Annotated in this window: 22 protein-coding genes; 3 read left to right on the top strand and 19 right to left on the bottom strand. The window is 36.8% G+C overall.

What is annotated here, in order from left to right; translation table 11 throughout:
• Positions 1–68: 68 nt before the first annotated feature.
• The 8 genes from HAV12_RS18000 to gltB form a co-directional block, all read right to left on the bottom strand.
• Positions 69–518 carry a hypothetical protein gene (locus HAV12_RS18000; protein ID WP_171570874.1) on the bottom strand — a complete coding sequence of 150 codons (450 nt, stop codon included), beginning with the start codon at positions 516–518 and terminating at the stop codon, positions 69–71.
• Between the two features lie 39 nt (positions 519–557).
• Positions 558–893: a hypothetical protein gene (locus HAV12_RS17995; protein ID WP_171570873.1), complete on the bottom strand. Its 336-nt coding sequence runs from the start codon at positions 891–893 to the stop codon at positions 558–560.
• 51 nt (positions 894–944) lie between these two features.
• A complete protein-coding gene (locus tag HAV12_RS17990; RefSeq protein WP_171570872.1) occupies positions 945–1,436 on the bottom strand; it encodes a YegJ family protein in 492 nt (163 codons plus the stop codon).
• Between the two features lie 32 nt (positions 1,437–1,468).
• A complete protein-coding gene (locus HAV12_RS17985) occupies positions 1,469–1,927 on the bottom strand; it encodes a DUF4262 domain-containing protein (RefSeq protein ID WP_171570871.1) in 459 nt (152 codons plus the stop codon).
• A gap of 182 nt (positions 1,928–2,109) precedes the next feature.
• Entirely contained in the window at positions 2,110–2,424 is a 315-nt protein-coding gene (locus HAV12_RS17980; RefSeq protein ID WP_171570870.1) for a GIY-YIG nuclease family protein, read from the bottom strand.
• A gap of 463 nt (positions 2,425–2,887) precedes the next feature.
• A complete protein-coding gene (gene lysA / locus HAV12_RS17975; protein ID WP_133509415.1) occupies positions 2,888–4,111 on the bottom strand; it encodes a diaminopimelate decarboxylase in 1,224 nt (407 codons plus the stop codon).
• 219 nt (positions 4,112–4,330) lie between these two features.
• On the bottom strand, positions 4,331–5,785 hold the full coding sequence (locus tag HAV12_RS17970; RefSeq protein ID WP_171570869.1) for a glutamate synthase subunit beta: 1,455 nt from the start codon (positions 5,783–5,785) through the stop codon (positions 4,331–4,333).
• Positions 5,786–5,893: 108 nt separating this feature from the next.
• Positions 5,894–10,408 carry a glutamate synthase large subunit gene (gene gltB / locus HAV12_RS17965; protein ID WP_171571716.1) on the bottom strand — a complete coding sequence of 1,505 codons (4,515 nt, stop codon included), beginning with the start codon at positions 10,406–10,408 and terminating at the stop codon, positions 5,894–5,896.
• 416 nt (positions 10,409–10,824) lie between these two features.
• On the opposite strand from gltB, the gene sucC reads away from it, so the two are divergent.
• Positions 10,825–12,018, top strand: a complete 1,194-nt coding sequence (gene sucC, locus HAV12_RS17960; RefSeq protein ID WP_171570868.1) for an ADP-forming succinate--CoA ligase subunit beta — start codon at positions 10,825–10,827, stop codon at positions 12,016–12,018.
• Positions 12,019–12,302: 284 nt separating this feature from the next.
• Here sucC and HAV12_RS17955 read toward each other — a convergent pair whose 3' ends face one another.
• The 4 genes from HAV12_RS17955 to HAV12_RS17940 all read right to left on the bottom strand — a co-directional run bounded on the left by HAV12_RS17955 (position 12,303) and on the right by HAV12_RS17940 (position 15,794).
• Positions 12,303–12,767, bottom strand: a complete 465-nt coding sequence (locus HAV12_RS17955; protein WP_171570867.1) for a DUF1456 family protein — start codon at positions 12,765–12,767, stop codon at positions 12,303–12,305.
• Positions 12,768–12,929: 162 nt separating this feature from the next.
• Positions 12,930–13,961, bottom strand: a complete 1,032-nt coding sequence (locus HAV12_RS17950; RefSeq protein WP_171570866.1) for an aminotransferase class I/II-fold pyridoxal phosphate-dependent enzyme — start codon at positions 13,959–13,961, stop codon at positions 12,930–12,932.
• Between the two features lie 4 nt (positions 13,962–13,965).
• The gene (locus HAV12_RS17945) at positions 13,966–14,976 is read right to left on the bottom strand and encodes a dipeptide epimerase (protein WP_171570865.1); all 1,011 of its coding nucleotides are present in this window, start codon (positions 14,974–14,976) and stop codon (positions 13,966–13,968) included.
• Between the two features lie 17 nt (positions 14,977–14,993).
• Positions 14,994–15,794 carry an alpha/beta hydrolase gene (locus HAV12_RS17940; protein ID WP_171570864.1) on the bottom strand — a complete coding sequence of 267 codons (801 nt, stop codon included), beginning with the start codon at positions 15,792–15,794 and terminating at the stop codon, positions 14,994–14,996.
• 56 nt (positions 15,795–15,850) lie between these two features.
• Between HAV12_RS17940 and HAV12_RS22945 the strand changes: the two genes are divergently transcribed.
• Positions 15,851–16,072: a TerB family tellurite resistance protein gene (locus HAV12_RS22945; RefSeq protein ID WP_240345185.1), complete on the top strand. Its 222-nt coding sequence runs from the start codon at positions 15,851–15,853 to the stop codon at positions 16,070–16,072.
• Between the two features lie 2 nt (positions 16,073–16,074).
• Positions 16,075–16,251, top strand: a complete 177-nt coding sequence (locus HAV12_RS22940) for a hypothetical protein (RefSeq protein ID WP_240345184.1) — start codon at positions 16,075–16,077, stop codon at positions 16,249–16,251.
• Here the strand turns inward: HAV12_RS22940 and uvrB are convergent.
• The 7 genes from uvrB to HAV12_RS17900 all read right to left on the bottom strand — a co-directional run bounded on the left by uvrB (position 16,248) and on the right by HAV12_RS17900 (position 25,003).
• Positions 16,248–18,239, bottom strand: a complete 1,992-nt coding sequence (gene uvrB, locus HAV12_RS17930) for an excinuclease ABC subunit UvrB (protein WP_171570863.1) — start codon at positions 18,237–18,239, stop codon at positions 16,248–16,250. The genes HAV12_RS22940 and uvrB overlap by 4 nt on opposite strands.
• 82 nt (positions 18,240–18,321) lie before the next feature.
• Complete coding sequence (locus tag HAV12_RS17925; protein WP_171570862.1) at positions 18,322–19,266, bottom strand: alpha/beta fold hydrolase; 945 nt, start codon at positions 19,264–19,266, stop codon at positions 18,322–18,324.
• Between the two features lie 252 nt (positions 19,267–19,518).
• The gene (gene rlmF / locus HAV12_RS17920; RefSeq protein WP_171570861.1) at positions 19,519–20,469 is read right to left on the bottom strand and encodes a 23S rRNA (adenine(1618)-N(6))-methyltransferase RlmF; all 951 of its coding nucleotides are present in this window, start codon (positions 20,467–20,469) and stop codon (positions 19,519–19,521) included.
• 103 nt (positions 20,470–20,572) lie between these two features.
• Positions 20,573–21,235: a thiamine diphosphokinase gene (locus HAV12_RS17915; RefSeq protein WP_171570860.1), complete on the bottom strand. Its 663-nt coding sequence runs from the start codon at positions 21,233–21,235 to the stop codon at positions 20,573–20,575.
• Between the two features lie 66 nt (positions 21,236–21,301).
• Positions 21,302–21,745, bottom strand: a complete 444-nt coding sequence (locus HAV12_RS17910) for a DinB family protein (protein ID WP_171570859.1) — start codon at positions 21,743–21,745, stop codon at positions 21,302–21,304.
• An 18-nt stretch (positions 21,746–21,763) separates the two neighbouring features.
• A complete protein-coding gene (locus tag HAV12_RS17905) occupies positions 21,764–22,585 on the bottom strand; it encodes a DUF4249 domain-containing protein (RefSeq protein ID WP_171570858.1) in 822 nt (273 codons plus the stop codon).
• 36 nt (positions 22,586–22,621) lie between these two features.
• Positions 22,622–25,003: a TonB-dependent receptor gene (locus tag HAV12_RS17900; RefSeq protein WP_171570857.1), complete on the bottom strand. Its 2,382-nt coding sequence runs from the start codon at positions 25,001–25,003 to the stop codon at positions 22,622–22,624.
• Positions 25,004–25,074 lie beyond the last annotated feature (71 nt).

Raw genomic sequence — 25,074 nt, 5'->3', positions numbered from 1 at the left:
TTTCGGCGATGAGATACTTCTTGAAATTGTTTTTTAATTTCAGCTGGCGGCTTTTATAATTTTATTCTTTATTGCAAAATAGCATCTATTTTGGTTTCAGATTTTTCTTTGATCTTGCTGTTCGGATGAAAACTCCAGATGATCAGAAATTTTCCTGTTGCAAGATACTCTTCCGGATGCTCGTCTGTTGGTTCTCCGTCTTTTCCCCAAAGCATTCCCTGTAGGAACCGATCTCCTTTGAATCTGTTTTCAAACTCAAAATACATGATAGAACCGCTATCTGTTTTATTTTTGAAACTTTGAACGGCTTTGCTTTTTAAGACTCCCGTCATGTTGCTGTACGTCTCAATATCAGTATAAAAAGTGCAAGCCTGAGGAGAAACACAAATATGACCGTCGCTTAAAGTATAGCCTTTAGGGATTTCTTTGCTTTTTAGTTTTAAATCAGCAATGGTCTGGCTGAAAACAGTAGTAGTAAGTAACAGGAATAATAGCGATAGGGGAATCGTGATTTTCATGATTTGTAGGGTTTGGTTTGGCTTGCTAAAATAGTTTTTTTATTTTTTTCTCACTCTAACTTCTTTCTCTTTTTCATCATAATATAGAAGGTCTTTATTTTTCTCGAACCAAGATCTCCATTTTTTTATAGTTTTATCTGGTAGAAAGACAGGCATATCAAATGGTTTTTCCATTTTATAAGTAATGCCGGTTACATCTATTAAAAACTTTCGAGCCTCGTAAACCATGTTTAAACTTATTGACTCATTTTCGCTTTTTGCTAATCTTTCAAATGATTCGAGGTTTTCCAGAAAGATTGACTGAGCATTTTGTGCACTTACTTTGCTTGAAAAGGAAAGTAAAATTATAAATAAGAGAAAGGTTAGTTTTTTCATGGTTTTTGGGTTTAATTTATAGAACTAAATAATATTTTATTTATCAAAACTCTAATCTATTTGCATTCCACTTTCTCTATCGAATTGTTCTCGTTCGGCTTCAGTCATTCTGGTTCTCAAAAGTTTTATGGTATAGCCACCAAATAATTTTCCGTTTTCAATATACATCCAATCACTGATTTTTGAATTATCTACCTCGATTTTGTCTCCAACTTTATACTCCGTAATATATTCAGGTTCATTGTCTAAAATTCCTGAATATCTCCCGTTTTTATATTCAATATCAGTGAGCCAGATATGTTCGCCGCCTCCGTCCGAAGTTTCAAATTTAACTTTCAGTGACTTAACATCAATTTTCGGGTTTGATAAGACAGCATTAAAATCTGTTAATGTTTGATTCGCTTTTTCTATTGCTTCAGACATTTCTTTATCATCATTTTCAACACTGTAGATTGTAGGCTGGTTTTCTCTTTCGATTTTATCGGAATCCTTACAGCTTATAAAACTTAATAGGATAAATGTAATTAGAATTTTTGTTTTCATTTTTGAATTGATAGGTTTCGAATTGGGTTAATTTATAGATTAAATTCTCCCATTATTTTTTGGTCGTAATCATAGTTAATTTCATTTGGAAATTTTCCATTTAGGTCAGGAAACACCAATTGTAAGTATTCATAATTGCGATTTTCATAAAATTTTATTGAAGTAAGGACGTATTCTTCTAAGTTTTCATTATGAACTTTTATAAAGTAAATCGAAAAGCGATCTGTTAAATCGTCTATTTTTTTATTTACGGGAACTGTACTGTTTTTATATTTTTCTGCGTAGTTTTTAATTATTTCCCCGGATAGGTTCGGGCCGAGACCGGAAATGAACAATTCAGGGATTTTGAAATTTTCAAATATTCCCGTGGAGTATGCAAAAGGAGTGAAGTTTTCTGCCTCCATTACTGCTGTTGTATGATAGCCAATGTTTTTTATGTTATCATAAACCTGGTTAAAATAGATTTGCTTTTTATCTTCGGTTTGTTTCATTTTCAAATATAATATTTTTATATCATAATGAATGTTTAGCTTCTGATGAAAACTTGACTGCGTCAGGGATACGTTAAATTTTTAAGTTTGTTATGCGTAAAGTATGTCATTTCGACGAAGGAGAAATCTTCGCAAGTAGCTCTACAAAGCGAGGAAATGTACCCTAAGATCCGCTTATAAAATCACGCAAATAAATCATTCAAAAAATCCAGATTGGGGTTAATAGTCTTTATCAATTCGATCTTCTTTTCCCTGCGCCAGTCTTTTACTTCTTTCTCACGTGCAATTGCTTCTTGAATCCAGGTGAATTTTTCATAATAAAGCAAGTACGTAACATTATACTTTGATGCAAAGGTTTTGTTTCCATTGGTTTTGTTTTCTGTATGTTGATTTAAGCGAATTCTCAGATTATTGGTAACTCCGGTGTAAAAAACAGTTTTATATTTGTTCGTTATGATGTATATGTAGTAAGTATGATAGCCTTCTTGTAATTGCATTTTGCATTTTTTTTGGGCTAAAGATATGGATTTTTTTTAAGATTTTTCTTATAATTAAAATTTAAAAATCGATATCCGTTGTCGAGTTTCTTGCGAGGATTTCTCCTTGTGTCGAAATGACAATATTGTGGTTACTTTGTGTGGTTTTGATTTCGAAATAATGTTATGGTTATACTTTGCGGAGTTTCTTGCGAAGATTTCTCTTTGTGGCAAAATGACAAAATGGTGTTAATTTGTGTAGCTTTGATTTCGAAATGAATCTATGGTTATTACTTTGCGGAGTTTCTTGCGAGGATTTCTCCTTCGTCGAAATGACAATATTGTGGTTACTTTGCGTGGGCTTCTACTTCGCTCAGCCTGACAAGCTTGTAGAATAAAATCTGCTCAATCTGCGTGAAACAAAAACAAAAAAAATCCCATTTCAAAATGAAACGGGACTTAACAATATTCTCTTTTTTTTATTTTAAACTGTTGCAGCAACTTCTTGTGGCAACGGAATTTGATTTTTAAGTAAATCTTCGAAAGTTTCGTGTTGACGAATCAAGATTCCTTTTCCGTTCATCCATAAAACTTCAGCTGGTTTGTATCTTGAATTGTAGTTCGAAGCCATTGAGAAACAATATGCTCCGGCGTTTCTGAAAGCTAAAATATCACCTTCTGTAATTTCTGAAATTCTGCGGTTGTTGGCAAAAGTATCCGTTTCGCAAATATATCCTACTACAGAGTAAAAACGCTCTTTTCCTTTTGGGTTAGAGATGTTTTCGATATAGTGCTGTGAACCGTAAAACATCGGACGGATTAAGTGATTGAAACCACTGTCAACTCCGGCGAAAACCGTTGAGGTTGTTTGTTTTACTACGTTTACTTTGGCTAAGAAGAAACCTGCTTCACTCACCAAAAATTTACCTGGCTCGAAAATCAATGTTAAATCCCTGCCATATTCCGCACAGAAAGAATTGAATCTTTTAGATAATTTTTTACCTAATTCTTCGATGTCGGTTTCAATATCGTCTTTTTTGTAAGGGACTTTGAATCCGCTTCCGAAATCTAAAAATTCTAAATCTTTGAAATGTTTAGCCGTATCAAACAAGATTTCAGCGGCATACAGGAATACTTCGATATCAAGAATATCAGATCCTGTGTGCATGTGAATTCCGACAATACTCATTTTTGTATTTTCAACAATTCGCAATATATGCGGTATTTGATGTACTGAAATTCCAAATTTACTATCGATATGTCCTACCGAAATATTAGCATTTCCTCCCGCCATTACGTGCGGATTAATACGAATACATACCGGAATCTGAGGATATTTTGTTCCGAATTGCTCCAGAATAGATAGGTTGTCAATATTGATTTGTACACCCATTGCGGCAACTTCTTCGATTTCTTCCAGAGAAACTCCGTTTGGTGTAAAAAAGATTTTTTCAGGTTCATATCCAGCATGAAGTCCTAATAAAACCTCCTGAATTGATACAGTATCTAACCCGGACCCCATGTTCTTTAACAACTGAAGAATCGCAACGTTAGACAATGCCTTCATGGCGTAATTAACTCTCAAGTTTTCTACCTTAGAGAAAGCTTTGGTTAACCTGTTGTACTGTGACTGGATTTTTTCGGCATCATAAACATATAATGGACTTCCAAATTGGTCTGCTAACTGCAGTAAATCTTTTGCTTGCATTTTTAAACTATTTTGAGCAAAGTTATTACACTTTTGACTAACAGCAAATTATTTGTAGAAAAATAACAAATTGTAACAAATTGTTTGTTTTTAAACAAAAATTCGGTTAAAAAAGATTTTTGTAAATCTTTTTTATGGTGCAAAGGGACAAAGATTCAGAGGAACAAAGTTTTTTCCTCTGAGTGACCCTTTGTTCCTCTGAACCTTTGAGCCTAAAAACTATAAACTCGGTAAATCCCCATTTCCTTTAGTAGGCAAATTAGTAGAACCCATTAAGAACAGATCTACTTCTCTTGCTGCTTCGCGGCCTTCTGAAATAGCCCATACGATTAAGGATTGTCCTCTTCGCATATCACCGGCAGTGAAGATGTGAGGAACGTTTGTTTGATAATTTTTAGCTTTATAATTGCTTCTCATATCAATTTCAAGTCCTAATTGCTCGCTTAACGTTTTTTCAGGTCCTGTAAATCCTAAAGCCAGTAAAGCTAAATCGCAAGGCCAGATTTTTTCGGAACCTTCTTTTTCGATTAATTCAGGACGCTGACCCGGAGTCATTTTCCATTGTACTTCAACCGTTTTTAATCCAACCAGTTCTCCTTTATCATTAGATAAAAATTCTTTGGTATTGATTAGCCAGTTTCTGTCGCAGCCTTCTTCGTGAGAAGAGGACGTTTTCAACTGCAACGGCCAGAAAGGCCAAGGCGTTGATTCGCTTCTTCCAACCGGAGGTTTTGGTAAAATTTCAAAATTAGTAACTGATTTTGCTCCGTGTCTGTTTGATGTTCCAACGCAGTCAGAACCGGTATCTCCACCACCAATTACGATGACGTCTTTTCCGGTTGCCTTAACCTGGTCCGGAATGGACTCTCCGTATAAAACTTTAGTTTGCTGTGTTAAGAAATCCATTGCCTGAACAACGCCTTTGCTTTCGATTCCTTTGGTTGGTAAACTTCTTCTTTCGGTTGCTCCACCGCACAATACGATAGAATCGAAAGCGTTTAATTCTGCAACGCTAAAGTTAACGCCAACATTTACATTTGTTTTAAAAGTGATTCCTTCAGCTTCCAGGATGGCTACACGCCTGTCGATAATTCCTTTTTCTAATTTGAAATTCGGAATTCCGTAACGCAGTAAACCTCCGATAGCATTGTCTCTTTCAAAAACTGTAACGGTATGACCCGCTCTGTTCAATTGCTGGGCAGCTGCCAGACCTGCAGGGCCGGATCCAATAACGGCTACAGTTTTCCCTGTTCGGGTTAATGGCGCTTGTGGTTTGATCCATCCTTCGGCAAAACCTCTTTCGATGATGTTTTTTTCGATGTTTTCAATCGCAACCGGTTCTTTGATGATGCCTAATACACATGATTTCTCACATGGAGCAGGGCATAAGCGGCCTGTGAATTCCGGAAAGTTATTAGTCGATTGTAAAATCGCTAAAGCACTCTGCCATTCTTCCTGATGCACCATGTCGTTGAAATCAGGAATTAAATTTCCTAACGGACAGGCACTGTGGCAAAAAGGAATCCCACAATCCATGCATCTTGAACCTTGTTCTTTTTTCTTATCTTCTGCTAACGGAATGGTAAATTCGTTGTAGTTCGAAACACGTTCTGCTACTGCTAAATTACTTTCGTCGGCTCTGTTATATTCTTTAAATCCGCCTATTTTACCCATGACATTTTAATTAAAATTCCAATTTCTTAAATTCCAAATTCCAATCCTTCTCCCGAATTCTCGGGACGTTCAGGAAGACATTGTTATTGGTTTTGAAATTGATTTTTATTAAGCAATTAATTCTTCTATTTTTTTCTCTTCTGCAATTCGTTGTAATGCTTTTTTGTAATCGGTAGGCATTACTTTTACGAAATTGTTTTGTTGATTTTCCCAGTCTGCCAAAATTCTTTTTGCTAATGGACTGTTGGTATACAAAGAGTGGTTTTTGATCAGTTTTCGTAGTTTGGTCACATCTTCTGCTTCGATAGGATCAAAGGCAACCATTTCCATGTTGCACACTGTTGCATCAAATTGTTGTTTAGGATCGTACACATAAGCAACACCACCGCTCATTCCGGCTGCGAAGTTTCTTCCTGTTTTACCTAAAACTACAACTGTACCACCTGTCATGTACTCGCATCCGTGATCTCCAATTCCTTCCACAACCGCAGTTGCTCCCGAATTTCTCACACAGAAACGCTCTCCGGTCATTCCATTAATATACGCCTCTCCGGTAATCGCTCCGTAAAGGGCAACGTTCCCAATAATGATGTTTTCCTCAGGTTTGAAGGTGGCAGTAGGAGGGACTTTGATAATTAATTTTCCTCCTGAAAGTCCTTTTCCTAAATAATCATTACAGTTTCCGTGAATTTTAAATGACAATCCATTGGTAGCAAATGCACCAAAACTTTGTCCGGCAGAACCTTCAAAATCAACTAAAATAGTGTCTTCAGGTAAACCTTGTGCGCCATATATTTTTGAGATTTCATTACTCAGAATAGCACCTACAGAACGGTCTGTATTTTTAATTTTAAACGTAACTCTTGTTTTTTCTTTTCTGTAAATAGAAGGAATCGCTTCTTTGATAATTTCGAAATCCAATACGTTTTCAAGTTGATGATCTTGCGTAGTTGTATTGTGAATTGGTTCTGTTTTTGCTTTTTCCGGTTTGTACAGAATCGATGATAAATCTAAACCATTGGCTTTGTAATGCTTGATCGCTTTGTTCACATTTAATTTTTGTGACTGACCCACCATTTCTTTCAGGGTTCTGAAACCTAACTGTGCCATAATTTCTCTTAACTCTTCAGCAATAAAATACATGAAGTTGATCACGTGCTCCGGAGTTCCTTTGAAATTTTTTCTCAATTCAGGATCCTGAGTGGCAATACCAACCGGACAAGTATTTAAGTGACAAGCTCTCATCATGATACAGCCTGAAGCTACAAGCGGAGCAGTGGCAAAACCAAACTCTTCAGCACCTAATAAGGCAGCAATCGCTACATCACGACCAGTTTTCAATTGTCCGTCACATTCTAAAACGACACGGCTTCTTAAATCATTTAAAATTAAAGTCTGTTGTGCTTCGGCTAAACCTAGTTCCCACGGAATACCGGTGTGCTGTAAGGAAGTCAAAGGTGCAGCACCTGTTCCTCCGTCATAACCTGAAATCAGGATAACGTCAGCTTTTGCTTTGGCAACACCCGCAGCAATAGTTCCAACTCCCACTTCAGAAACTAATTTTACGTTGACACGTGCCTCACGATTGGCGTTTTTCAAGTCGAAAATTAACTGGGATAAATCTTCAATAGAATAAATATCATGATGTGGGGGAGGTGAAATCAAACCTACATAAGGAGTGGAATTTCTGGTTTCAGCAATCCATGGCACTACTTTTTCTCCCGGTAATTGTCCGCCTTCTCCGGGTTTAGCCCCCTGAGCCATTTTAATCTGAATTTCTTTCGCGTTTGTCAGATAGTTGATCGAAACACCAAAACGTCCCGAAGCCACTTGTTTGATAGCACTGTTTCTGGAATCTCCGTTAATTTCTTTCTGGAAACGTTTAGGATCTTCTCCACCTTCTCCGGAATTACTTTTTCCGCCAATTCTGTTCATGGCAATCGCTAAATTCTCATGGGCTTCTCTACTGATCGATCCGTAAGACATGGCACCAGTTTTGAATTTTTTTACAATTTCTGTCCACGGTTCTACTTCGTCAATAGAAATCGGATCTAAATTGTTGAATTCAAACAAACCTCTGATCGTCATTAAGTTTGAGCTTTGCTCATTGACCATATCGGAGTATTCTTTATAACTTTCCGGACTGTTCAGACGAACGGCCTGTTGTAATTTAGAAATCGTAGTTGGGTTGAACATGTGTTTTTCCCCGCCTCTTCTCCATCTGTAAATACCTCCAATTTCTAAAGGCAATAAGTTGGCGATTTTTGAATTTGGAAATGCTTTCTGGAAACGTTTCTTTACTTCTTTCTCCACTTCCATTAAACCAATTCCTTCGATTCTGGAAGGGGTGTAAGGGAAATATTTTGAAGTGAATGTTTTATTTAAACCTAAAATCTCGAAAATTTGGGCAGCTCTGTACGAATGTAAAGTAGAGATACCAATTTTGTTCATGATTTTAAGAATACCTTTTGCAATCGCTTTGTTATAGTTGATAATAGCGTAATCCGCTTTCACCTTTGTAATGAATCCCTGATTGACCTGATCGTGAATGATCTCGTTGACCATATATGGATTAATGGCACTGGCACCATATCCGAACAATAAAGCAAAATGATGCGGTTCACGAGGCTCTGCAGATTCGATTATGATTCCGAATTTAGAACGAACTTTCAGGATGTTTAAAGAGTGGTGGATGTAAGAACAAGCCAATAACATCGGGATTGGAGCCATCTGCTCACTTACACCTCTGTCGGAAAGGATGATAATATTACAGCCTTCAGAAACTGCTTTGAATGTAGCCTGAACGCATTTCTCTAAAGCACGCTCTAAACCGTTAACTCCTTTTTCTATTTTGTATAAAGTAGAAATGGTAGCCGATTTGAAATCTTCGTGATCAATGTTTTTGATTTTATCCAAATCCTCATTCGAAATAACCGGATTCTGGATTTTTAATTTTTTACATTGTTTTGCTTCAATTTCGAAAATATTAAAATCACCTCCAATGGCTAAACTGATGTCGGTAATGATTTCCTCACGAATACCATCCAAAGGTGGATTAGTAACCTGAGCAAATAATTGCTTGAAATAGTTGTATAATAATTGTGGCTGATCTGATAAAACGGCCAAAGGCGTATCATTACCCATAGAACTGATGGCTTCAGCACCATCTGATCCCATTGGATTGATAATCGTTTTTAAGTCTTCGATAGTATAACCGAACAAACGCTGTCTGGTATGAAAATCAAGCTTTTCAACCGGAACAGGGTTGTTGGTGTAGGGAACTTTAGCCAATGGCAACAAGTTAGCTTCAACCCATTCTTTATAAGGACGCTTGGTTACAATTGCTTTTTTAATCTCCTCATCTTCAATAATACGGCCTTCGTTCATATCTACGAGGAACATTTTTCCCGGCTCTAAACGACCGTGCTGAATTACATCTTCCGGTTCGATATCCAGTACACCAATTTCTGATGACATGATTACGAAACCACTTTTTGTCAGGGTGTAACGGGAAGGACGCAATCCGTTTCTGTCTAATAAAGCACCAATTACGTTTCCATCTGTAAACGGAATCGAAGCCGGTCCATCCCAAGGCTCCATGATGCAGGAGTTGAATTCATAGAACGCTTTCTTTTCTGCCGACATCGTCTGGTGTTTTTCCCAGGCTTCCGGAACTACCATCATCATGGCTTCAGGCAAGGAACGTCCGGTCATTAATAAAAGTTCAATAACCATGTCCATAGAAGCAGAATCTGATTTTCCTTCTAAGATAATCGGAAATAATTTTTTGATATCATCCCCAAAAATTTTGCTTTCCATTAATTCTTCACGGGCACGCATTCTGCTTACGTTTCCGCGAAGCGTATTGATTTCTCCATTGTGACACATGTATCGAAATGGCTGTGCTAAGTCCCATGAAGGGAAAGTATTGGTAGAGAAACGCTGGTGAACTAACGCCAGACGCGTCACTAAATCGGGATCTTTTAAGTCAATATAATAGCGGCTGATGTCTTCCGGCATCAATAAGCCCTTATATATTATAGTAGTTGTCGATAAACTGGTAAAATAAAACATGTGACTTTCGGAGGTTTTAGATCCTCTGATCGCGTGTTCTGCAATTTTCCTGGCTGCAAAAAGTTTTGCATTAAATTCCTGTTCTGTTAAATCCTGACCGTTTTTGCTAACAAAAACCTGTTTAACAGATGGTTCTTTTTCTGCGGCAATCTGCCCTAAATTTTCTACGTCAACGGGTACGTCTCTCCAGCCTAAAACCTTTAAATTCTGATCTTTGATTGTTGATTCGAAAGCATTCATGCAAAAAGAAACCTGGTTTTTGCTTTTTGGTAAAAAAACCATTCCTACTGCATACTCACGTGTTTCAGGGATTTCAAAATCACATACTTTTTTGAAAAAGTCATGTGGGATATCAAATAAAATTCCGGCTCCATCTCCAGTTCTTCCATCAGAACTAACTGCACCACGATGTTCCAGTTTTATTAAGATGTCCAATGCTTTGTGAATGATGTCATTAGATTTAATACCATTCAAATTACAAATAAATCCTGCACCACAATTGTCGTGTTCAAATTCAGGCAAATAAAGCCCTTGTTCTTTAACTCTCATTCTTGATATTTTTTCTACAAAAATAGAGATTTCGTTAAACATAATGTATTGAAAATGTAATTCCGCTTTCATTTTTGTTGTAATATTAGAAAAATGATTCTTAAATGATAATAATATTGCAGAAAGCATTGTGAAATGATAAAATCACAATTTACATTGTAATATGTGGAATGAAATTGGGCGTAAGGCTTTGAAATCAGTGAGGTTTTTGTTAAATATCAAACTTTTTAGTGTTTTTTAGTTAACATTTTAGAAGCGATAGTTTAACGATTCCTTTTCTTTGAAAATGAATAACTGTTTAATGTCGGTTTAAGGCATTTTTTAATTGAAAAAAGATTTTACTATTCAGTTGAATTTTGCTATTTTTGTCGCACTTTTATTCTGAAATAAATTCAGAACCAGACAAATTCTATATTATGAACATACACGAATATCAAGGAAAAGAAATTTTAGCGAGTTACGGAGTACGCATTCAACGCGGAATTGTGGCTAACAATGCAGTTGAAGCTGTAGCTGCTGCAAAACAATTAACTGCCGAAACCGGTACAGGATGGCACGTAATTAAAGCCCAAATTCACGCAGGTGGCCGTGGAAAAGGTGGTGGAGTTAAGCTTGCTAAGAACTTACAACAAGTTGAAGAAATTGCAGGACAAATTATCGGAATGCAATTGATTACGCCTCAGACTTCTGCTGAAGGTAAAAAAGTAAACAAAATTTTAGTAGCAGAAGATGTTTACTATCCTGGTGAAAGTGAAACCTCTGAATTTTATGTTTCTGTTTTATTAAATAGAGCTACTGGTCGTAACATGATTATGTATTCTACTGAAGGTGGAATGGATATTGAAGAAGTTGCGGAGCACACACCTCACTTAATTTTTACTGAAGAAGTAGATCCTACTGTTGGATTACAAGGTTTTCAGGCAAGAAGAATTGCCTTTAACTTAGGTCTTTCAGGAAATGCTTTCAAAGAAATGGTGAAATTCATTGACTCACTTTACAATGCTTACATTGGTTCTGATGCTTCTATGTTTGAAATCAACCCGGTTTTGAAAACTTCAGATAACAAAATTATGGCTGTTGATGCTAAAGTAAATATCGTTGATAATGCTTTATACAGACAACCAAAATATGCTGAGATGAGAGATATCCGTGAGGAGAATCCAATCGAGGTTGAAGCTAAAGAAGTAGGTTTGAACTATGTAGATCTTGACGGTACTGTAGGATGTATGGTAAACGGAGCAGGTCTTGCAATGGCAACTATGGATTTAATTAAATACGCTGGTTTTGAGCCTGCTAACTTCCTTGACGTTGGTGGAACTGCTGATGCAAAACGTGTTGAAACTGCTTTCCGTATTATCTTAAAAGATCCAAACGTAAAAGCTATTTTGATCAATATTTTTGGTGGAATCGTTCGTTGTGACCGTGTGGCGCAAGGAGTTGTTGACGCTTACAAAAATATGGGTGATGCTATCAATGTGCCAATTATCGTTCGTTTGCAAGGAACAAATGCTGAAATTGCAAAAGAATTAATTGACAATTCAGGTATGCCAATTTTATCAGCTACTCAATTTCAGGAAGCTGCTGATCAGGTTAAAGCTGCATTATCTTAATCAAATAAGAAATCGATTATATAAAAAAAAAGCCATTCCTAACGGAATGGTTTTTTTTTTTTTTTGAAATCATTTTAACTGCAAAAAAACAAAGGATTGTATAAAAAAGTTAGCCACAGATTACACAGATTAACGCAGATTTTAAAAATCCTTTTAATACTGATAATCTGTGGCTAAAAAAGCTTTGCGAATTTTTGCGTTTATAAGTTTAATAACAGGATAAAATCGTAGCGTTCTTTGCGGTTAAACTTTCACATTTCACATTTTACCTTTTACAAAAATTATTATTTTTTATTCTTCCCGTTTTTGTAAATCACTTTTTCAACTACCTGTACTTTAGGAGCTGTTTTGGTGTTGTTTTTCTTGAACGGTTTTTTAGCAGCCGGACCATTTTTAGAAGGTGCTTTGTCGCCTCTTCCTTTTTCGGCATCTTTTGCGCTTGCTTTAAATTCAGGTCTGTCTTTTGTGCTGTCTTTCTTCGGAATTTCTGCTTTATGCTTTGCTAAAACATCATTCGGGTTTTTAGGGTTTTCTTTCGTTCCTCTTAAATGAATTACTAATCCGTTTAAGAAATTACGTAAAACCTGATCACCGCATTCCATATAATTTTCATGATCTTCGGCCCTGAAAAAAGCTCCTAATTCTGATTTTGTAATTCTAAAATCTACTAATTCTAAAATCTCAACTATTTGGTCATCACGGAGCATCAAAGCTACGCGAAGTTTTTTTAGGATATCGTTATTCGTCATCGTTTAATTTTTTACAAAGGTACGTTTTAAAAGTAATTTGATTACAATTTATTGAGTCGGGCTACTGTTTTTTGCCACGAATTACACCAATTTCCACGAATTGCATTGTATTTAAAAATTAATTCGTGGAAATTGGTGTAATTCGTGGCACACTTTTTTACTTTATTTAGAATTACAGGCGTTTAAGATATTGACTAATTTATCCAGATCTTCTTTAAGATGATTTGCCGTAACTACAATTCTATTGATGTCTTTGGCGTTTTCCTGATACCTGAAATTGGTAATAATAATTTTATTTGCTTTCAGGATTTCAGTAATACTTTCAATTTCAATATAAATCAACGGATAGGTTTTGTCAAATTTGATGTTTTCATTTTTGATCAGTTTGGAATCCAGATACTTCAGGTTTTCTAATAGTTTCTGATGTTGAATCGGATAAATTTCAGCAGCTTCTGCCAGCGTTTGCACAAAAGCAGGATTCATTCCGGCTGCGGAAATAAAAGTGCCTGATTTTTTTATTTGATTAATGAAAGCTCCGTCACTTGCAATTACTCCTCCGGTTAACCCAAAAGCTTTCCCAAGTGAGGAAACCATAATTTTTCTCTTTGTTGGAAGATTGATTTCCGAATAAATTCCACTGCCATTTTTGCCCAAAATTCCAAGCGAATGGGATTCATCAATAACCAGGGTAATTTCTTTATGATTAGGGATTTCTTTTAAAACCAATAAATCAACTGCTTTTGTCTGATAGGAAGGAACGGCATCGGTAAGAATGGTAATTCTCTCCGGTTTAGGATTGAATAATCTGGGATTGATTTTACCAGCTTCAAAAAAGGGAAGACTATCATGGGCTTTAATTGCAGGATGTGCGTTGGGAAAATGAAAATAACAATCTGTTTCCTTGTTCAGTTCCTCGATTACCATTTTTCCGGCCAACATTCCCGACGAAACCGTAACGGCTGATTCTGCTTTGATATATTGCGCTAAAAATGCTTCGCCATCATCATAAGCAGTGACTTTTACATTCGCGTTCCTGGAACTTCCGTAAGTTGTTCCCCATCTTAAAATATTTTTAAGGACCAATTGCTGAAATTCTTTATGGACCGATAAGCCCAAATAGGCCGTTCCGCCAAAATACAAATACTGTTCCTGGTCTATTTCGATAATCCGATCCGGAAATTGGCTGACTTTCATATAACTAGATTAAAGTTACACCGGTTCCGTTTAGTTCAGAATAGCTGATGACACCATTTTGTATCGTTACTCCGGTTGCGATATCCTGTGCTAAAAGCAGTGCGCCATCCATATCTACATAATCGAGTTGCGGTAATAAATGAGCGATTGCAGAGATTCCAACCGTAGATTCCGTCATACAACCCACCATGGTTTTGAGACCTAACTTTTTGGCTTCTTCTATCATGCGTTTCCCCGGAGTCAGTCCGCCGCATTTGACCAATTTGACATTTACACCATGAAAATAGTTGTGGCATTTGGCAACGTCTTCTTCAATAATACAGCTTTCATCGGCAATAACAGGCAAAACAGAATGTTTGTACACTTCTTTGTGCGCTTCCCAATTATCTGCTTTCATAGGCTGTTCTAAAAATTCAACCCCTAATTTTTTTAATTCAATTGCATTGTTAATCGTTTCATCAACTCCCCAGCCGCAATTGGCGTCGATTCTAAAAATGGAATCGGTATGTTTGCGCAATTCTTTTACAATGGCAATATCTTCCTGGGTTCCCAGTTTAATTTTATAAATCGGCCAGGGTAATTCCTTCATTTTTGAGACCATCTTTTCGATTGAAGCAATTCCGATCGTGTAATCGGTCATTGGGTTTTTATCTGGAGAATAGCCCCATAATTCATATAATTTTTTCCCTTTTTTACGGGCATACCAGTCATTATAAGCCAGGTCTAATGCACATAAAGCAAACATGTCGTGTTTTAAAAAAGGATATATTTTTGTCCAAAAAGCTTCTGGAGTTTCGTTTTCGTTACTTTCAATGAGAGGTCTGATTTTTTCTAAATCCTGCATCATGACCGGAACTGTTGTTTTATAATACGGATTGGAGGTGGCTTCACCAAAACCGGAAAAACCATCACTTTTGAGTTCAACAATCAACGAAGGCTGAAAATCAATGGATTCTCTGGAAATAGTAAAAGTATGTTTTAGTTTTAGGTTGTATGCTCTTAAAATCAATTCCATAATTTGTTGTTTTTAATTTAATATTTCAGCCATGAAAGTGCACCAACAAAGCCGTCGCGCCAGAGTTTTTCATTATGTTCTCCTCCTTTTACAATTTTTGATTTGGTAAGGTGAAGGCAATAACAACGTTTTGTGTCTAATAAACGTTCCATTTTGGTCATATCCTGCACCATGTTCTCATCCTCTTTGTCACCGCATAAAAAGTAAATTTTGGTCTTAATTTTGGGTGTTTTTTCTGTTAAGGTATAAATGTCTTTCGAGAACCAGAAAGAAGGAGAAAAAACAGCCGCTTTACCAAAAACTTCCGGATATTTTAAGATGGCATAATACGATACCAATCCGCCAAGTGAACTTCCCATAATAATGGTATTTTTGGCTTTTGTTTTGGTTCTGTAGTTTTTATCTATGTATGGTTTTACTGTCTTTACAATAAAATCGAGATAATTATCGGCATTTCCGCCGCCGTATTTTTCATTTTTGAAAGGTGTTAATTCATCGATTCGTTTGTCGTTTCCATGCTCTATTCCGACAACAATTACCTTTGCTTTTAAGCTGTCCAGTTTTTCGTCGACATTCCATTCGCCGACATAAGAAGTTTTGGCATCAAACAAATTCTGGGCGTCGTGCATATAGATTACGCTGTATTTCTGGTCTGAAGCGGTATAATTTTCCGGTAGATAAATCCAGATTTTTTTGGTGGTTTTGAGTTGTGGAGCTTCAATCGTAAAAGTAGAAACATTTTTTGACGCTGTGTTTTCCTGAGCATTTCCGCTAAAGATTATGCCCAGAAAAATAAAAAAGGAGAATAACCGAATCATATGTTTTATTGTGTTTTAGATTTAAAAACAATATTTTAGCTAAAAATAATAAATTGATGGATACCGAAGAACAAAAGAGAAGCTTACTTTTAGAAATGATTGCTTTCTCAACAGTCGATGGTCAGCTGCATAAAAGGGAACTGGACTTTTTGTGGCTGGTAGCCCAGGAATTAAATATCGATAAAAAAGATTTTCAGGATTTATTTCATCAGGAAACCCCTCCATTAAACATAAAATCAGAGTTCAGCGCATTCAGCAATTCTACAGATTGGCTTTGATTATGCATTGCGATGGTATTTTGCATGAAAAAGAAGCTAAAGCGATCCAGCAAATCGCCATAGAAATGGGTTTGAACCCCAATGCTACAAAACGCATTTTAGATCTGATGCACAAAGCACCAAATGCTATGATTAACCCTAAATTATTATTGAAAGTTTTTCAGGAACAGCACAATTAAGGCAATTGTTCCTGTAGTTTTTTAATATCATCGCGCAATTTCGCGGCCTGTAAAAAGTCTAGATCCTTAGCAGCTTTTTCCATTGATTTTCGTTTCTCGCGAATCATTTTCTCCAGATCCGGCTTGGACATGTATTTGGTATCCGGTTCGGCAGCTGCTGTCAAAATATGGCCCAGTTCATAATCTACTAATGGATTTTTAGTAAACGCACTTTCGATTTTTTTATTTAAGGCCTGCGGCGTAATATTATGTTCCGTATTGTAATTAATTTGTTTGGTTCTTCTGTAATTCGTTTCGTCGATTGTTTTTTGCATACTGGCCGTAATTTTATCAGCATACAGGATGGCTTTACCATTAAGATTTCTTGCCGCACGACCAATAGTCTGCGTCAGGGATCTGTGGCTTCGCAGGAAACCTTCTTTATCGGCATCAAGAATCGCAACAAGCGAAACTTCGGGTAAATCCAAACCTTCACGAAGTAAATTGACACCAATTAAAACATCAAAAATACCTTTTCGTAAATCCTGCATGATTTCGATACGCTCTAAGGTATCGACATCAGAATGGATATAGCGACAGCGGATATTTACTTTGGTTAGATATTTGGCTAATTCCTCGGCCATTCTTTTGGTTAAAGTGGTCACCAAAACCCTTTCGTCTAATTCACAACGAACCTGAATTTCTTCGATTAAATCATCAATCTGATTTAAACTCGGACGAATTTCTATAATGGGATCCAGTAATCCTGTCGGACGAATCACCTGTTCTATGTAAACACCGTCTGTTTTTTCCAATTCATAATCGGCCGGAGTGGCAGATACATAAATCACCTGATTTTGCAAAGCTTCAAATTCTTCAAATTTCAAAGGCCTGTTGTCCATGGCAGCCGGTAAACGGAAACCGTATTCCACCAGGTTTTCTTTTCGGCTGCGGTCACCTCCGTACATGGCATGAACCTGAGAAACGGTTACGTGACTTTCATCAACAACCATCAAATAATCTTTAGGAAAATAATCTAATAAACAGAAAGGTCTTGTTCCGGGTAATCTTCCGTCAAGGTATCTTGAATAATTCTCAATTCCGGAGCAGTACCCCAGTTCCCGAATCATTTCTAAGTCAAAATTGGTGCGCTCTTCGAGACGTTTGGCTTCCAGATGTTTACCTGTTTCTTTAAAATAATCGACTTGTTTGACCAAATCCTGCTGGATGTCCCAGATGGCGCCTTGTAAAACTTCCGGAGAAGTCACGAACATATTGGCGGGATAGATCGTCAGTTTTTTAAATTTTTCAATGACCTGGGAAGTCTTGGCATCAAAAGATTCTATTTCTTCGATTTCATCTCCAAAAAAGTGAATCCTGAAAGCATCGTCAGCATAACTCGGATACACTTCAACCGTGTCTCCTTTTATTCTGAATGTTCCGGGTGTAAAATCTGCTTCTGTCCTGGCATATAAACTTTGTACCAGGCTGTGTAATAATTTGGTGCGCGAAATGACCTGATCTTTTTCTATGGCAATGACGTTTTTCTGAAACTCTACCGGATTCCCGATACCGTACAGGCAGGAAACGGAAGCAACAACCAAAATGTCACGACGACCTGAAAGCAGGGAAGAAGTGGTGCTTAAACGCATTTTTTCAAGTTCTTCATTGATCGATAAATCTTTTTCAATAAAAACCCCTGTTACCGGCATAAAAGCCTCCGGTTGATAATAATCGTAGTACGAAACAAAATACTCCACCGCATTATTCGGGAAAAACTGTTTGAATTCCGAGTACAGCTGCGCCGCCAAAGTCTTGTTATGGGCTAAAACCAGAGTCGGTTTCTGCACTTCCTGAATAACATTGGCTACCGTAAATGTTTTACCGGAACCTGTTACACCCAGTAAAGTTTGATATTTTTCGCCATCAACAACTCCTTGTGCTAATTTTTGAATGGCTTGCGGCTGATCGCCTTTTGGACTATAATCTGAGGTAACTTGAAACTCCATTTTTGCTTGATGAAAATTTTAGTTTTGTAAAGATACAAAGTTTGAATTCTATAAAATAGGTAGTTGAATTTAAAAATTCAGTCTATTTTAAAAAATCCATAATGGCATCGTTTACAATTTTGGGTTGATCAATGGTTAAAAAATGACCCGCATCTTTTATGATTTTAGTCTTGCTTTTCGCCATATATTTTTGGGCTCTTTCTAAGCTTTCCTGTGAGTTTATGACATCATTATCGCCAATTAAAACCAAAACAGGATTTGAAATTGACTTTAACTCGTCATCTGAAAAAGGATGCATTTTAAGCAGGCTCGAATTCGATTTGGCATATTTGTTGGCCAGATAAAATTGTCTTCTGTATACCGGACTAATATTTTCGGGATGTGTAGCAAAAGCTTTTAATGTTTTTCCGAATTTCTTTTCACTTGGAAAAAGTTTGAGCATTAGGGCAGAAGTTGTTTTTCCGACCTGATCAATAAATTTAAAGGTTTGTGCCGGACTCAGTAAAACGACTTTATCAATTGAATTTGATTTTTGAGTCGCCAGTAAAGTCGCAATCCATCCCCCTCGTGAAGCCCCGATAATATCAAATTTTTTTAGCTTATAATGGTTGAAAATTTCGTTGTACCAAATTACAATTTCTTCTGATGAAAGAGGGTTTGAGGTCATCGTAGATTTTCCGGGTTCCATAAGAAAATCAATGGCGTAGACGCGGTAGGTCTTTGCTAAAGCTTTAATGTTGGGATACCACATCGTAGAGCTTGCGTCCATACCGTGAAGCAAAACGAGATCTTTACCGTTTTTAGGTCCGGCCATTACAATATGAGCGGTTCCGTATGAGGTTTTTAGATTTTCTTCAGTATACGCAATCCCCCAAAGTTTCAGGGATTTGTCGTATGAAGTAATATAGGAATTTTTATCTTTTTTGGTTTGAAAGATGTAATCGTCAAATTTGGCTTTTTTTGTTGAAGAACAGCCTGAAAGTAAAATAAATAATAAAGAGATGAAGAGTAATTTTTTAATATTCATAAAATTCAATTTAGTCTAAAGGTACTTCAAAAAAGTCCGGGGAGATATTAGAATTTTAATTTAAAGTATCAAAATTACAATGTTATACTGTTTAAAATGTAATCATTTAATGCGTTGCGTGTAATTCACTGAAACCTTATTTTTTTTTTTAATCAATGTCATCCTGAGCGAAGTCGAAGGCTTTTATACATGGAAAGAGCTTCGACTTCGCTCAGCCTGACACCAATTTTGAATTATCCCTAACGATTTTATTTAAATTTTCCAGGTTTTCTGTTGTGCTTCGGTTAAGAAAGTCCAGGCTATAATGCGGCTTGTTTTCTGGCCCTGAGCCATGTCTATCGTTTTTATGGAAGCTGCGTTTACTTTGTTTAACGTTTTATAAATACTCGAAAGATTTTCTCTTTTGGAAACCAGAGTAGTAAACCACAAACATTGCATTGGGTATTTGGCACTTTCGTAAATCATTTGGGTTACAAAGCCAATTTCACCGCCGTCACACCACAATTCAGCATTATGACCTCCGAAGTTTAAAACAGGATTCATTTTTTTCTTTTCTTTCGGATTCAGATTGGAAACTTTCCTTACCGTACTCTGATTGGCATCTTCAGCGGAGGCATGAAAGGGCGGATTACAGATGGTAAAGGTAAAACGGTCTTCGGGCGTTATAATGTTTTTGAAAATAAACCGCGCTTCGGTTTGCTGCTGCAAACTGATCGCATCAATTAGTTTCGGGTTTGCTTCGATGATTTTGCTGCAATTTTCAATCGCTTTCAAATCGATATCTGTGCCTACAAAACTCCAGTCATAAACAGCATTCCCTAATATCGGATAGATGCAGTTTGCGCCTGTCCCGATATCAAGACCTAAAACAGAATTCCCTTCCGGAATAATTCCATTATTGGTTTCGGCTAATAAATCGGCCAGATAATGAATATAGTCGGCACGTCCGGGAATAGGAGGGCAAAGATAATTGGCCGGAATATCCCAGCCCTGAATGTCGTAATAGGTCTGTAATAATGCTTTGTTGAGCATTTTTACTGCCTGCGGATCACTGAAATCAATAGTTTCGATGCCATGAGCATTGATGGCTACATGCTTTTTTAATTCCGGACAATTCGAAATAAGAAGTTCAAAATCATATCGCGAACGATGCAGATTTCGGGGATGTAAATTGTTTTTTTCGGAATTGTCTATTGTTTTCATTTTGTGAATTTGGGTGCAAAGATAGTCATTCCTTTTGGAGGAAAGGGATTATTGAAAATCCAATTTTTTAAATTCCAAATTCCAAACTCTAAATGTCTCGTTGCTAATCCATACATTCCATGAGCAGTAAATCACCGTCTGAATATGTAATGGTTACAAGACCATCGTTTGTAACGGAATTGCTGCTGCCGGTTCTGTAGCCAATGGTCAGTGTATCGTTTTCCAGCGGATACTCTAAATTGGTAGAGAAAATACCGTTTACCACTCCGATTGGAATTAGTGATATGGGGGTTTTGGCCGTATACCATTTTTCGAATTTATGGGGCAGCAGGAATATTTTGGAATGATCGTCGAGGATGACAATTTTAAGTAAATTTCGGTACCGAACAATGTTGGTTAAATTCGTTATCGTATGATCAGCACGTTTTCCGGTAGCCCAAACCACATTGGCAGCAGGGATTTTGCGGTCAATTAAATAATCAAAAGCTTTCTCTAAATCAGTTTTGTTTTGGTCCGGTGCATGTACAATCTCAAGCGGATATTGAGCTATTTTGTAGCTTTCAGGATCAAAACCACGGTCGAAATCTCCCAGAAGGACGTCTACTTTTATACCCAGATCAATCACTCTTTCGATAGCAGAATCGAGAACGATAACCAACGGTGACCATTCGAGCAACTGACCTAATAATTCCGGATCGCAGGCGGCACCGTTAGCAATAATTAAAGCGGGTTCCTGGTCGTCGCGTACGATATGGTGTGAAGACATTTTGAATTGAGGTTTTGATTTTAAAATTCAAAGATAGGGAATCCGAGATACTTAGTCTCCGAGAACCTAAGCTAATAATCTTCTGTGATAATTGATTTGTCCTAAATGATAGGCTAAATGCGTCGAAAGATGGACCAGAAAAAAACCGGTCGTCATTTCTTTTTCGAAAACAACTAAGGGATAAATAGCTTCTAAATCGGCTGGGATCAGCTTATCTAATGCTGTATTTACTACCGATATGGTATTCTCAATTTTTTGAATCAATTCGGCTTTCGGAATGTCTTTTAATGAAAATTCGAGTTCACGATTTCTGATATAACCGGTTTTTCCAATTTCTGCTCCAATATAAGTATTGATGTTTCCGATAAGGTGCAGGCAAAGATTTCCGGCTGAATTGGAAATGTTTTTGTCAATTGCCCAGATTTGGGTTTCATTTTGATACGATTCAATCTCCAGTTTCAATTTGGTAAGATCACGGTTAAAAAGTGATTTTAGGGTTTCGATTAGCATAACTCTGATTTCTGTTTATTATTCGATTATATATTTTTTGACATCAATTTCGCTCAGTGAAAAATAACCCAGCGGATAATTTGATTTATCGGCAGTGTTGATAATATTGCCTTTTACGGTCGCGGGAGGGGACTGAAAGGGCCCGCCAACATTGTTTCCTGCAATACTCACTAAGATATTCATATAATTATAATATTGTTCGGAGATTCCGTAATGTATGATTTCAATTTGATCGCCCGCTTTTAAATCCTCATCATCGGAGCTGCTGAAAATTTCGTTCCCCTGATAAAATTTATCCTCGGAGGCATAAAATGTAGAAGTCACTTTACTGGAATAGGTATATTTGAATAAATAGAAATTATCTTCATTTCCCGGATCATTATAAAAGGCTTTGACTTCGATATCTTTTCCGGTAAAACCGCCTTCGTTGTTTTGTTCTATTCGGGTAATTGGAGCTACGGATTTCATAGTTTCAGTTGCCGTATAGTTTGTGCCGTTAGTAACGACGGTCAGGGTATATTGCTCGTTAATTACAGGTTTGAAATTATTGCAGACATAACGTCCGGTCTTCGAAACTTCGATAAAATTGAATTGCTCGTTTTGATTGTTTTTTATAAAAACAACTGCACCTGAAACAACCGGAATCTGATTTTCAAAATAACCGGTAGTGGTAGTTAATTTAATGGATTGCTGTGCGCCATTTGTTCCTTTTCTCCAGTTGATTGACGCTTCAATAACCAATTTAGGGGGAGCAGTATCCAGATCGACATCGACTACTTCTTCACAACTTGTAAAGAATAGTGATATAAAAAATACGATTAATAGGGTTGCTTTTTTCATGCTATATTTTTTGTTTTCTTTTTACGGAAGAATTTTTTAAAATTTAAAATTATAACTAACGGCCGGTACAATTCCGAAAATGGAGGTCTGCACGGCTTCATTTGCTCCGCTGTCCACATTTTGCCTGAAATTTATCGAAGCGGCGTTTTGGCGATTGTACAAGTTGTAAATGCTGAAAACCCATTCGCCTTTCCAATTTCTGTTTTTATTTTTTCTTGAAGTTAATGTGGCTGAGATGTCTAAATGGTGATAGGCAGGGAGACGATTTTCATTCCTTAATCCGTAGTTTGGAACTTTAATTCCCAAATATTCATATTGCGAATTCGGATAGGTGACCGGCTGTCCCGATTGTAACGCAAAATTAGCTCCAAACGACCATTTATCGTTTAAGGTGTAGGCAGAGGTGATGGCTAGATTATGTGTTTTATCATAAGCAGAACTGTACCATTGCCCGTTGTTGATTCCGGTTTCTTCCGGTGTTCTTCCGGGTGTTTGCTGTTCTGATTTTGACAGCGTATACGAAATCCATCCGTTAAATTTGCCTTCATTTTTCTTAAACATAATTTCCAGACCATACGCTCTCATTTGTCCGTTTAGAATGACCTGTTCAATAGCCTCATTGGCAATTAAATTAGCACCGTCAATATAATCCAGTCTGTTTTGAATTTCTTTGTAATAAGTTTCTACTTCGACAGAATAAGCCCCGTTCTTGATATTTCTAAAATACCCCAGCGCTACCTGATCTGCAATTTGAGGTTTTATGTATTTGTCACTGGGCATCCATACGTCAAGCGGAGTAGGCGATGAGGTATTCGAAATTAGCTGAAGATATTGCGCCATTCGGTTGTAGCTCGCTTTAATAGACTGGTCGTCATTTAATTGATAAGAAATAGCAAACCTCGGTTCCAAATTATTATAATCCTGAATTACTTTGTTTTTACCAAAATAGGCTGTTGAAGTTGGCTTGCCTTTTTCGTAGATCTCTGTGCTGGTATTAAAAACGACCGGATTATTATTGGCATAATAGTTAATCGTAGAAGCGCCCAGACGATAAAATAAACTATAACGCAATCCGTAGGAAACGGTTATTTTTTTTGAAAGCTGACTTTCGGCATCCAGATAGACAGAAGGTTCAAAAGCATATTTTTTATCTAACTGATCAGGATTAATTCCGGAAACCTCTCCTGTTGGTTTGATCGTTCCGGGATTGAATTCGTAATAAATACCGCTTAATCCGTAATTGAGTTTGAATTTGTCTGAAATATAATGTTTGAAATCGTATTTGATATTGTAATTTTTGATGCCGGAATCCCATTTGAAACCCACAAAATCCAGATCCAGTCCGTAATAATAGTCGCTGTAAATCAGGGATAGGTTGGAGAATAATTTATCAGAAAACAAGTGATTCCAACGCAGGTTCAGGGTTGCGTTTCCATAAGTATTAGAGAAACTTTTGTTAATGCTAAAGACATCACGGCCAAAATATCCGGATAAGTATAAACTATTATTGTCGTTTACTTTATAACTTAATTTGGTGTTTAGATCATAAAAATAGGCCGCATTATCTTTGTTGTCTTCAGATAATTTTAAAAATAAATGGGCATAGGAAGCTCTTCCGCCAATTAAAAAGGAACCTTTGTCTTTTACCAGCGGCCCTTCGGCAAGAAGCCGGCTGGAGATTAATCCGATTCCGCCATTCATATGAAAATCCTTGCTGCTTCCGTCTTTCTGATAAATATCTAAAACAGAAGAAGCTCTCCCTCCGTAACGGGCAGGAATTCCGCCTTTGTACAATTTTAAATCTTTAATGGCATCGGGATTAAAAACAGAGAAGAAACCAAATACGTGAGAAGAATTAAAGATAGTAGCTTCGTCTAATAAAATTAAATTCTGATCGGCACCGCCGCCACGGACGTTAAATCCTGAAGCACCTTCGCCTGCATTTGTCACACCGGGCAATAATAAAATTGATTTTAAAACATCCACTTCACCCAAAACCACCGGCATTTTTTTGATGGCTGCAATAGAGAGTTTATTGGTACTCATTTCAGGAGATTTAATGTTGGCTTTGCCTTTATTGTCTGTAATTACCACTTCCTGAAGTTCTTCGCCGCCTTCGTTTAGGGAGAAATTATTTTTAATATTCTGATTTAAATTTATTGTTTTCTGAATGGGTTGGTAGCCAACATAACTTATTTCAATTTGTTGTTCCCCGGCAGGAGCGGTTAGCGAATAAAAACCATATTCATTGGTTGTAGTTCCTATTTTTAAGGATGGAATGTAAATATTGACACCAATTAAGGTCTCATTGTTTTTATTATCCGTTATAGTGCCGCTTAGTGTAAATTTTTCCTGAGAGAAGGATGCAAATGAAGATAAAATAATGATAAGAAATATGAAGCTATTTTTTGAAATCATTGTATTGGTTTTGAATTACATAGTTAGGAATTCTTACGAAATATTACCTCGGAACGATTGTTAAACATTAG

Origin of the sequence: Flavobacterium sp. CLA17 (assembly GCF_013112255.2) — a bacterium.
Classification (GTDB): Bacteria; Bacteroidota; Bacteroidia; order Flavobacteriales; family Flavobacteriaceae; genus Flavobacterium; species Flavobacterium circumlabens.
This window is presented reverse-complemented; position numbering and strand designations above follow the sequence as displayed.

What these genes read in the sequence shown, in the direction of transcription:
- HAV12_RS18000 (WP_171570874.1), bottom strand. Translation starts at nt 518, where the DNA reads ATGAAAATCACGATTCCCCTATCGCTATTATTCCTGTTACTTACTACT.
- HAV12_RS17995 (WP_171570873.1), bottom strand. Translation starts at nt 893, where the DNA reads ATGAAAAAACTAACCTTTCTCTTATTTATAATTTTACTTTCCTTTTCA.
- HAV12_RS17990 (WP_171570872.1), bottom strand. Translation starts at nt 1,436, where the DNA reads ATGAAAACAAAAATTCTAATTACATTTATCCTATTAAGTTTTATAAGC.
- HAV12_RS17985 (WP_171570871.1), bottom strand. Translation starts at nt 1,927, where the DNA reads ATGAAACAAACCGAAGATAAAAAGCAAATCTATTTTAACCAGGTTTAT.
- HAV12_RS17980 (WP_171570870.1), bottom strand. Translation starts at nt 2,424, where the DNA reads ATGCAATTACAAGAAGGCTATCATACTTACTACATATACATCATAACG.
- lysA (WP_133509415.1), bottom strand. Translation starts at nt 4,111, where the DNA reads ATGCAAGCAAAAGATTTACTGCAGTTAGCAGACCAATTTGGAAGTCCA.
- HAV12_RS17970 (WP_171570869.1), bottom strand. Translation starts at nt 5,785, where the DNA reads ATGGGTAAAATAGGCGGATTTAAAGAATATAACAGAGCCGACGAAAGT.
- gltB (WP_171571716.1), bottom strand. Translation starts at nt 10,408, where the DNA reads ATGAGAGTTAAAGAACAAGGGCTTTATTTGCCTGAATTTGAACACGAC.
- sucC (WP_171570868.1), top strand. Translation starts at nt 10,825, where the DNA reads ATGAACATACACGAATATCAAGGAAAAGAAATTTTAGCGAGTTACGGA.
- HAV12_RS17955 (WP_171570867.1), bottom strand. Translation starts at nt 12,767, where the DNA reads ATGACGAATAACGATATCCTAAAAAAACTTCGCGTAGCTTTGATGCTC.
- HAV12_RS17950 (WP_171570866.1), bottom strand. Translation starts at nt 13,961, where the DNA reads ATGAAAGTCAGCCAATTTCCGGATCGGATTATCGAAATAGACCAGGAA.
- HAV12_RS17945 (WP_171570865.1), bottom strand. Translation starts at nt 14,976, where the DNA reads ATGGAATTGATTTTAAGAGCATACAACCTAAAACTAAAACATACTTTT.
- HAV12_RS17940 (WP_171570864.1), bottom strand. Translation starts at nt 15,794, where the DNA reads ATGATTCGGTTATTCTCCTTTTTTATTTTTCTGGGCATAATCTTTAGC.
- HAV12_RS22945 (WP_240345185.1), top strand. Translation starts at nt 15,851, where the DNA reads ATGGATACCGAAGAACAAAAGAGAAGCTTACTTTTAGAAATGATTGCT.
- HAV12_RS22940 (WP_240345184.1), top strand. Translation starts at nt 16,075, where the DNA reads ATGCATTGCGATGGTATTTTGCATGAAAAAGAAGCTAAAGCGATCCAG.
- uvrB (WP_171570863.1), bottom strand. Translation starts at nt 18,239, where the DNA reads ATGGAGTTTCAAGTTACCTCAGATTATAGTCCAAAAGGCGATCAGCCG.
- HAV12_RS17925 (WP_171570862.1), bottom strand. Translation starts at nt 19,266, where the DNA reads ATGAATATTAAAAAATTACTCTTCATCTCTTTATTATTTATTTTACTT.
- rlmF (WP_171570861.1), bottom strand. Translation starts at nt 20,469, where the DNA reads ATGAAAACAATAGACAATTCCGAAAAAAACAATTTACATCCCCGAAAT.
- HAV12_RS17915 (WP_171570860.1), bottom strand. Translation starts at nt 21,235, where the DNA reads ATGTCTTCACACCATATCGTACGCGACGACCAGGAACCCGCTTTAATT.
- HAV12_RS17910 (WP_171570859.1), bottom strand. Translation starts at nt 21,745, where the DNA reads ATGCTAATCGAAACCCTAAAATCACTTTTTAACCGTGATCTTACCAAA.
- HAV12_RS17905 (WP_171570858.1), bottom strand. Translation starts at nt 22,585, where the DNA reads ATGAAAAAAGCAACCCTATTAATCGTATTTTTTATATCACTATTCTTT.
- HAV12_RS17900 (WP_171570857.1), bottom strand. Translation starts at nt 25,003, where the DNA reads ATGATTTCAAAAAATAGCTTCATATTTCTTATCATTATTTTATCTTCA.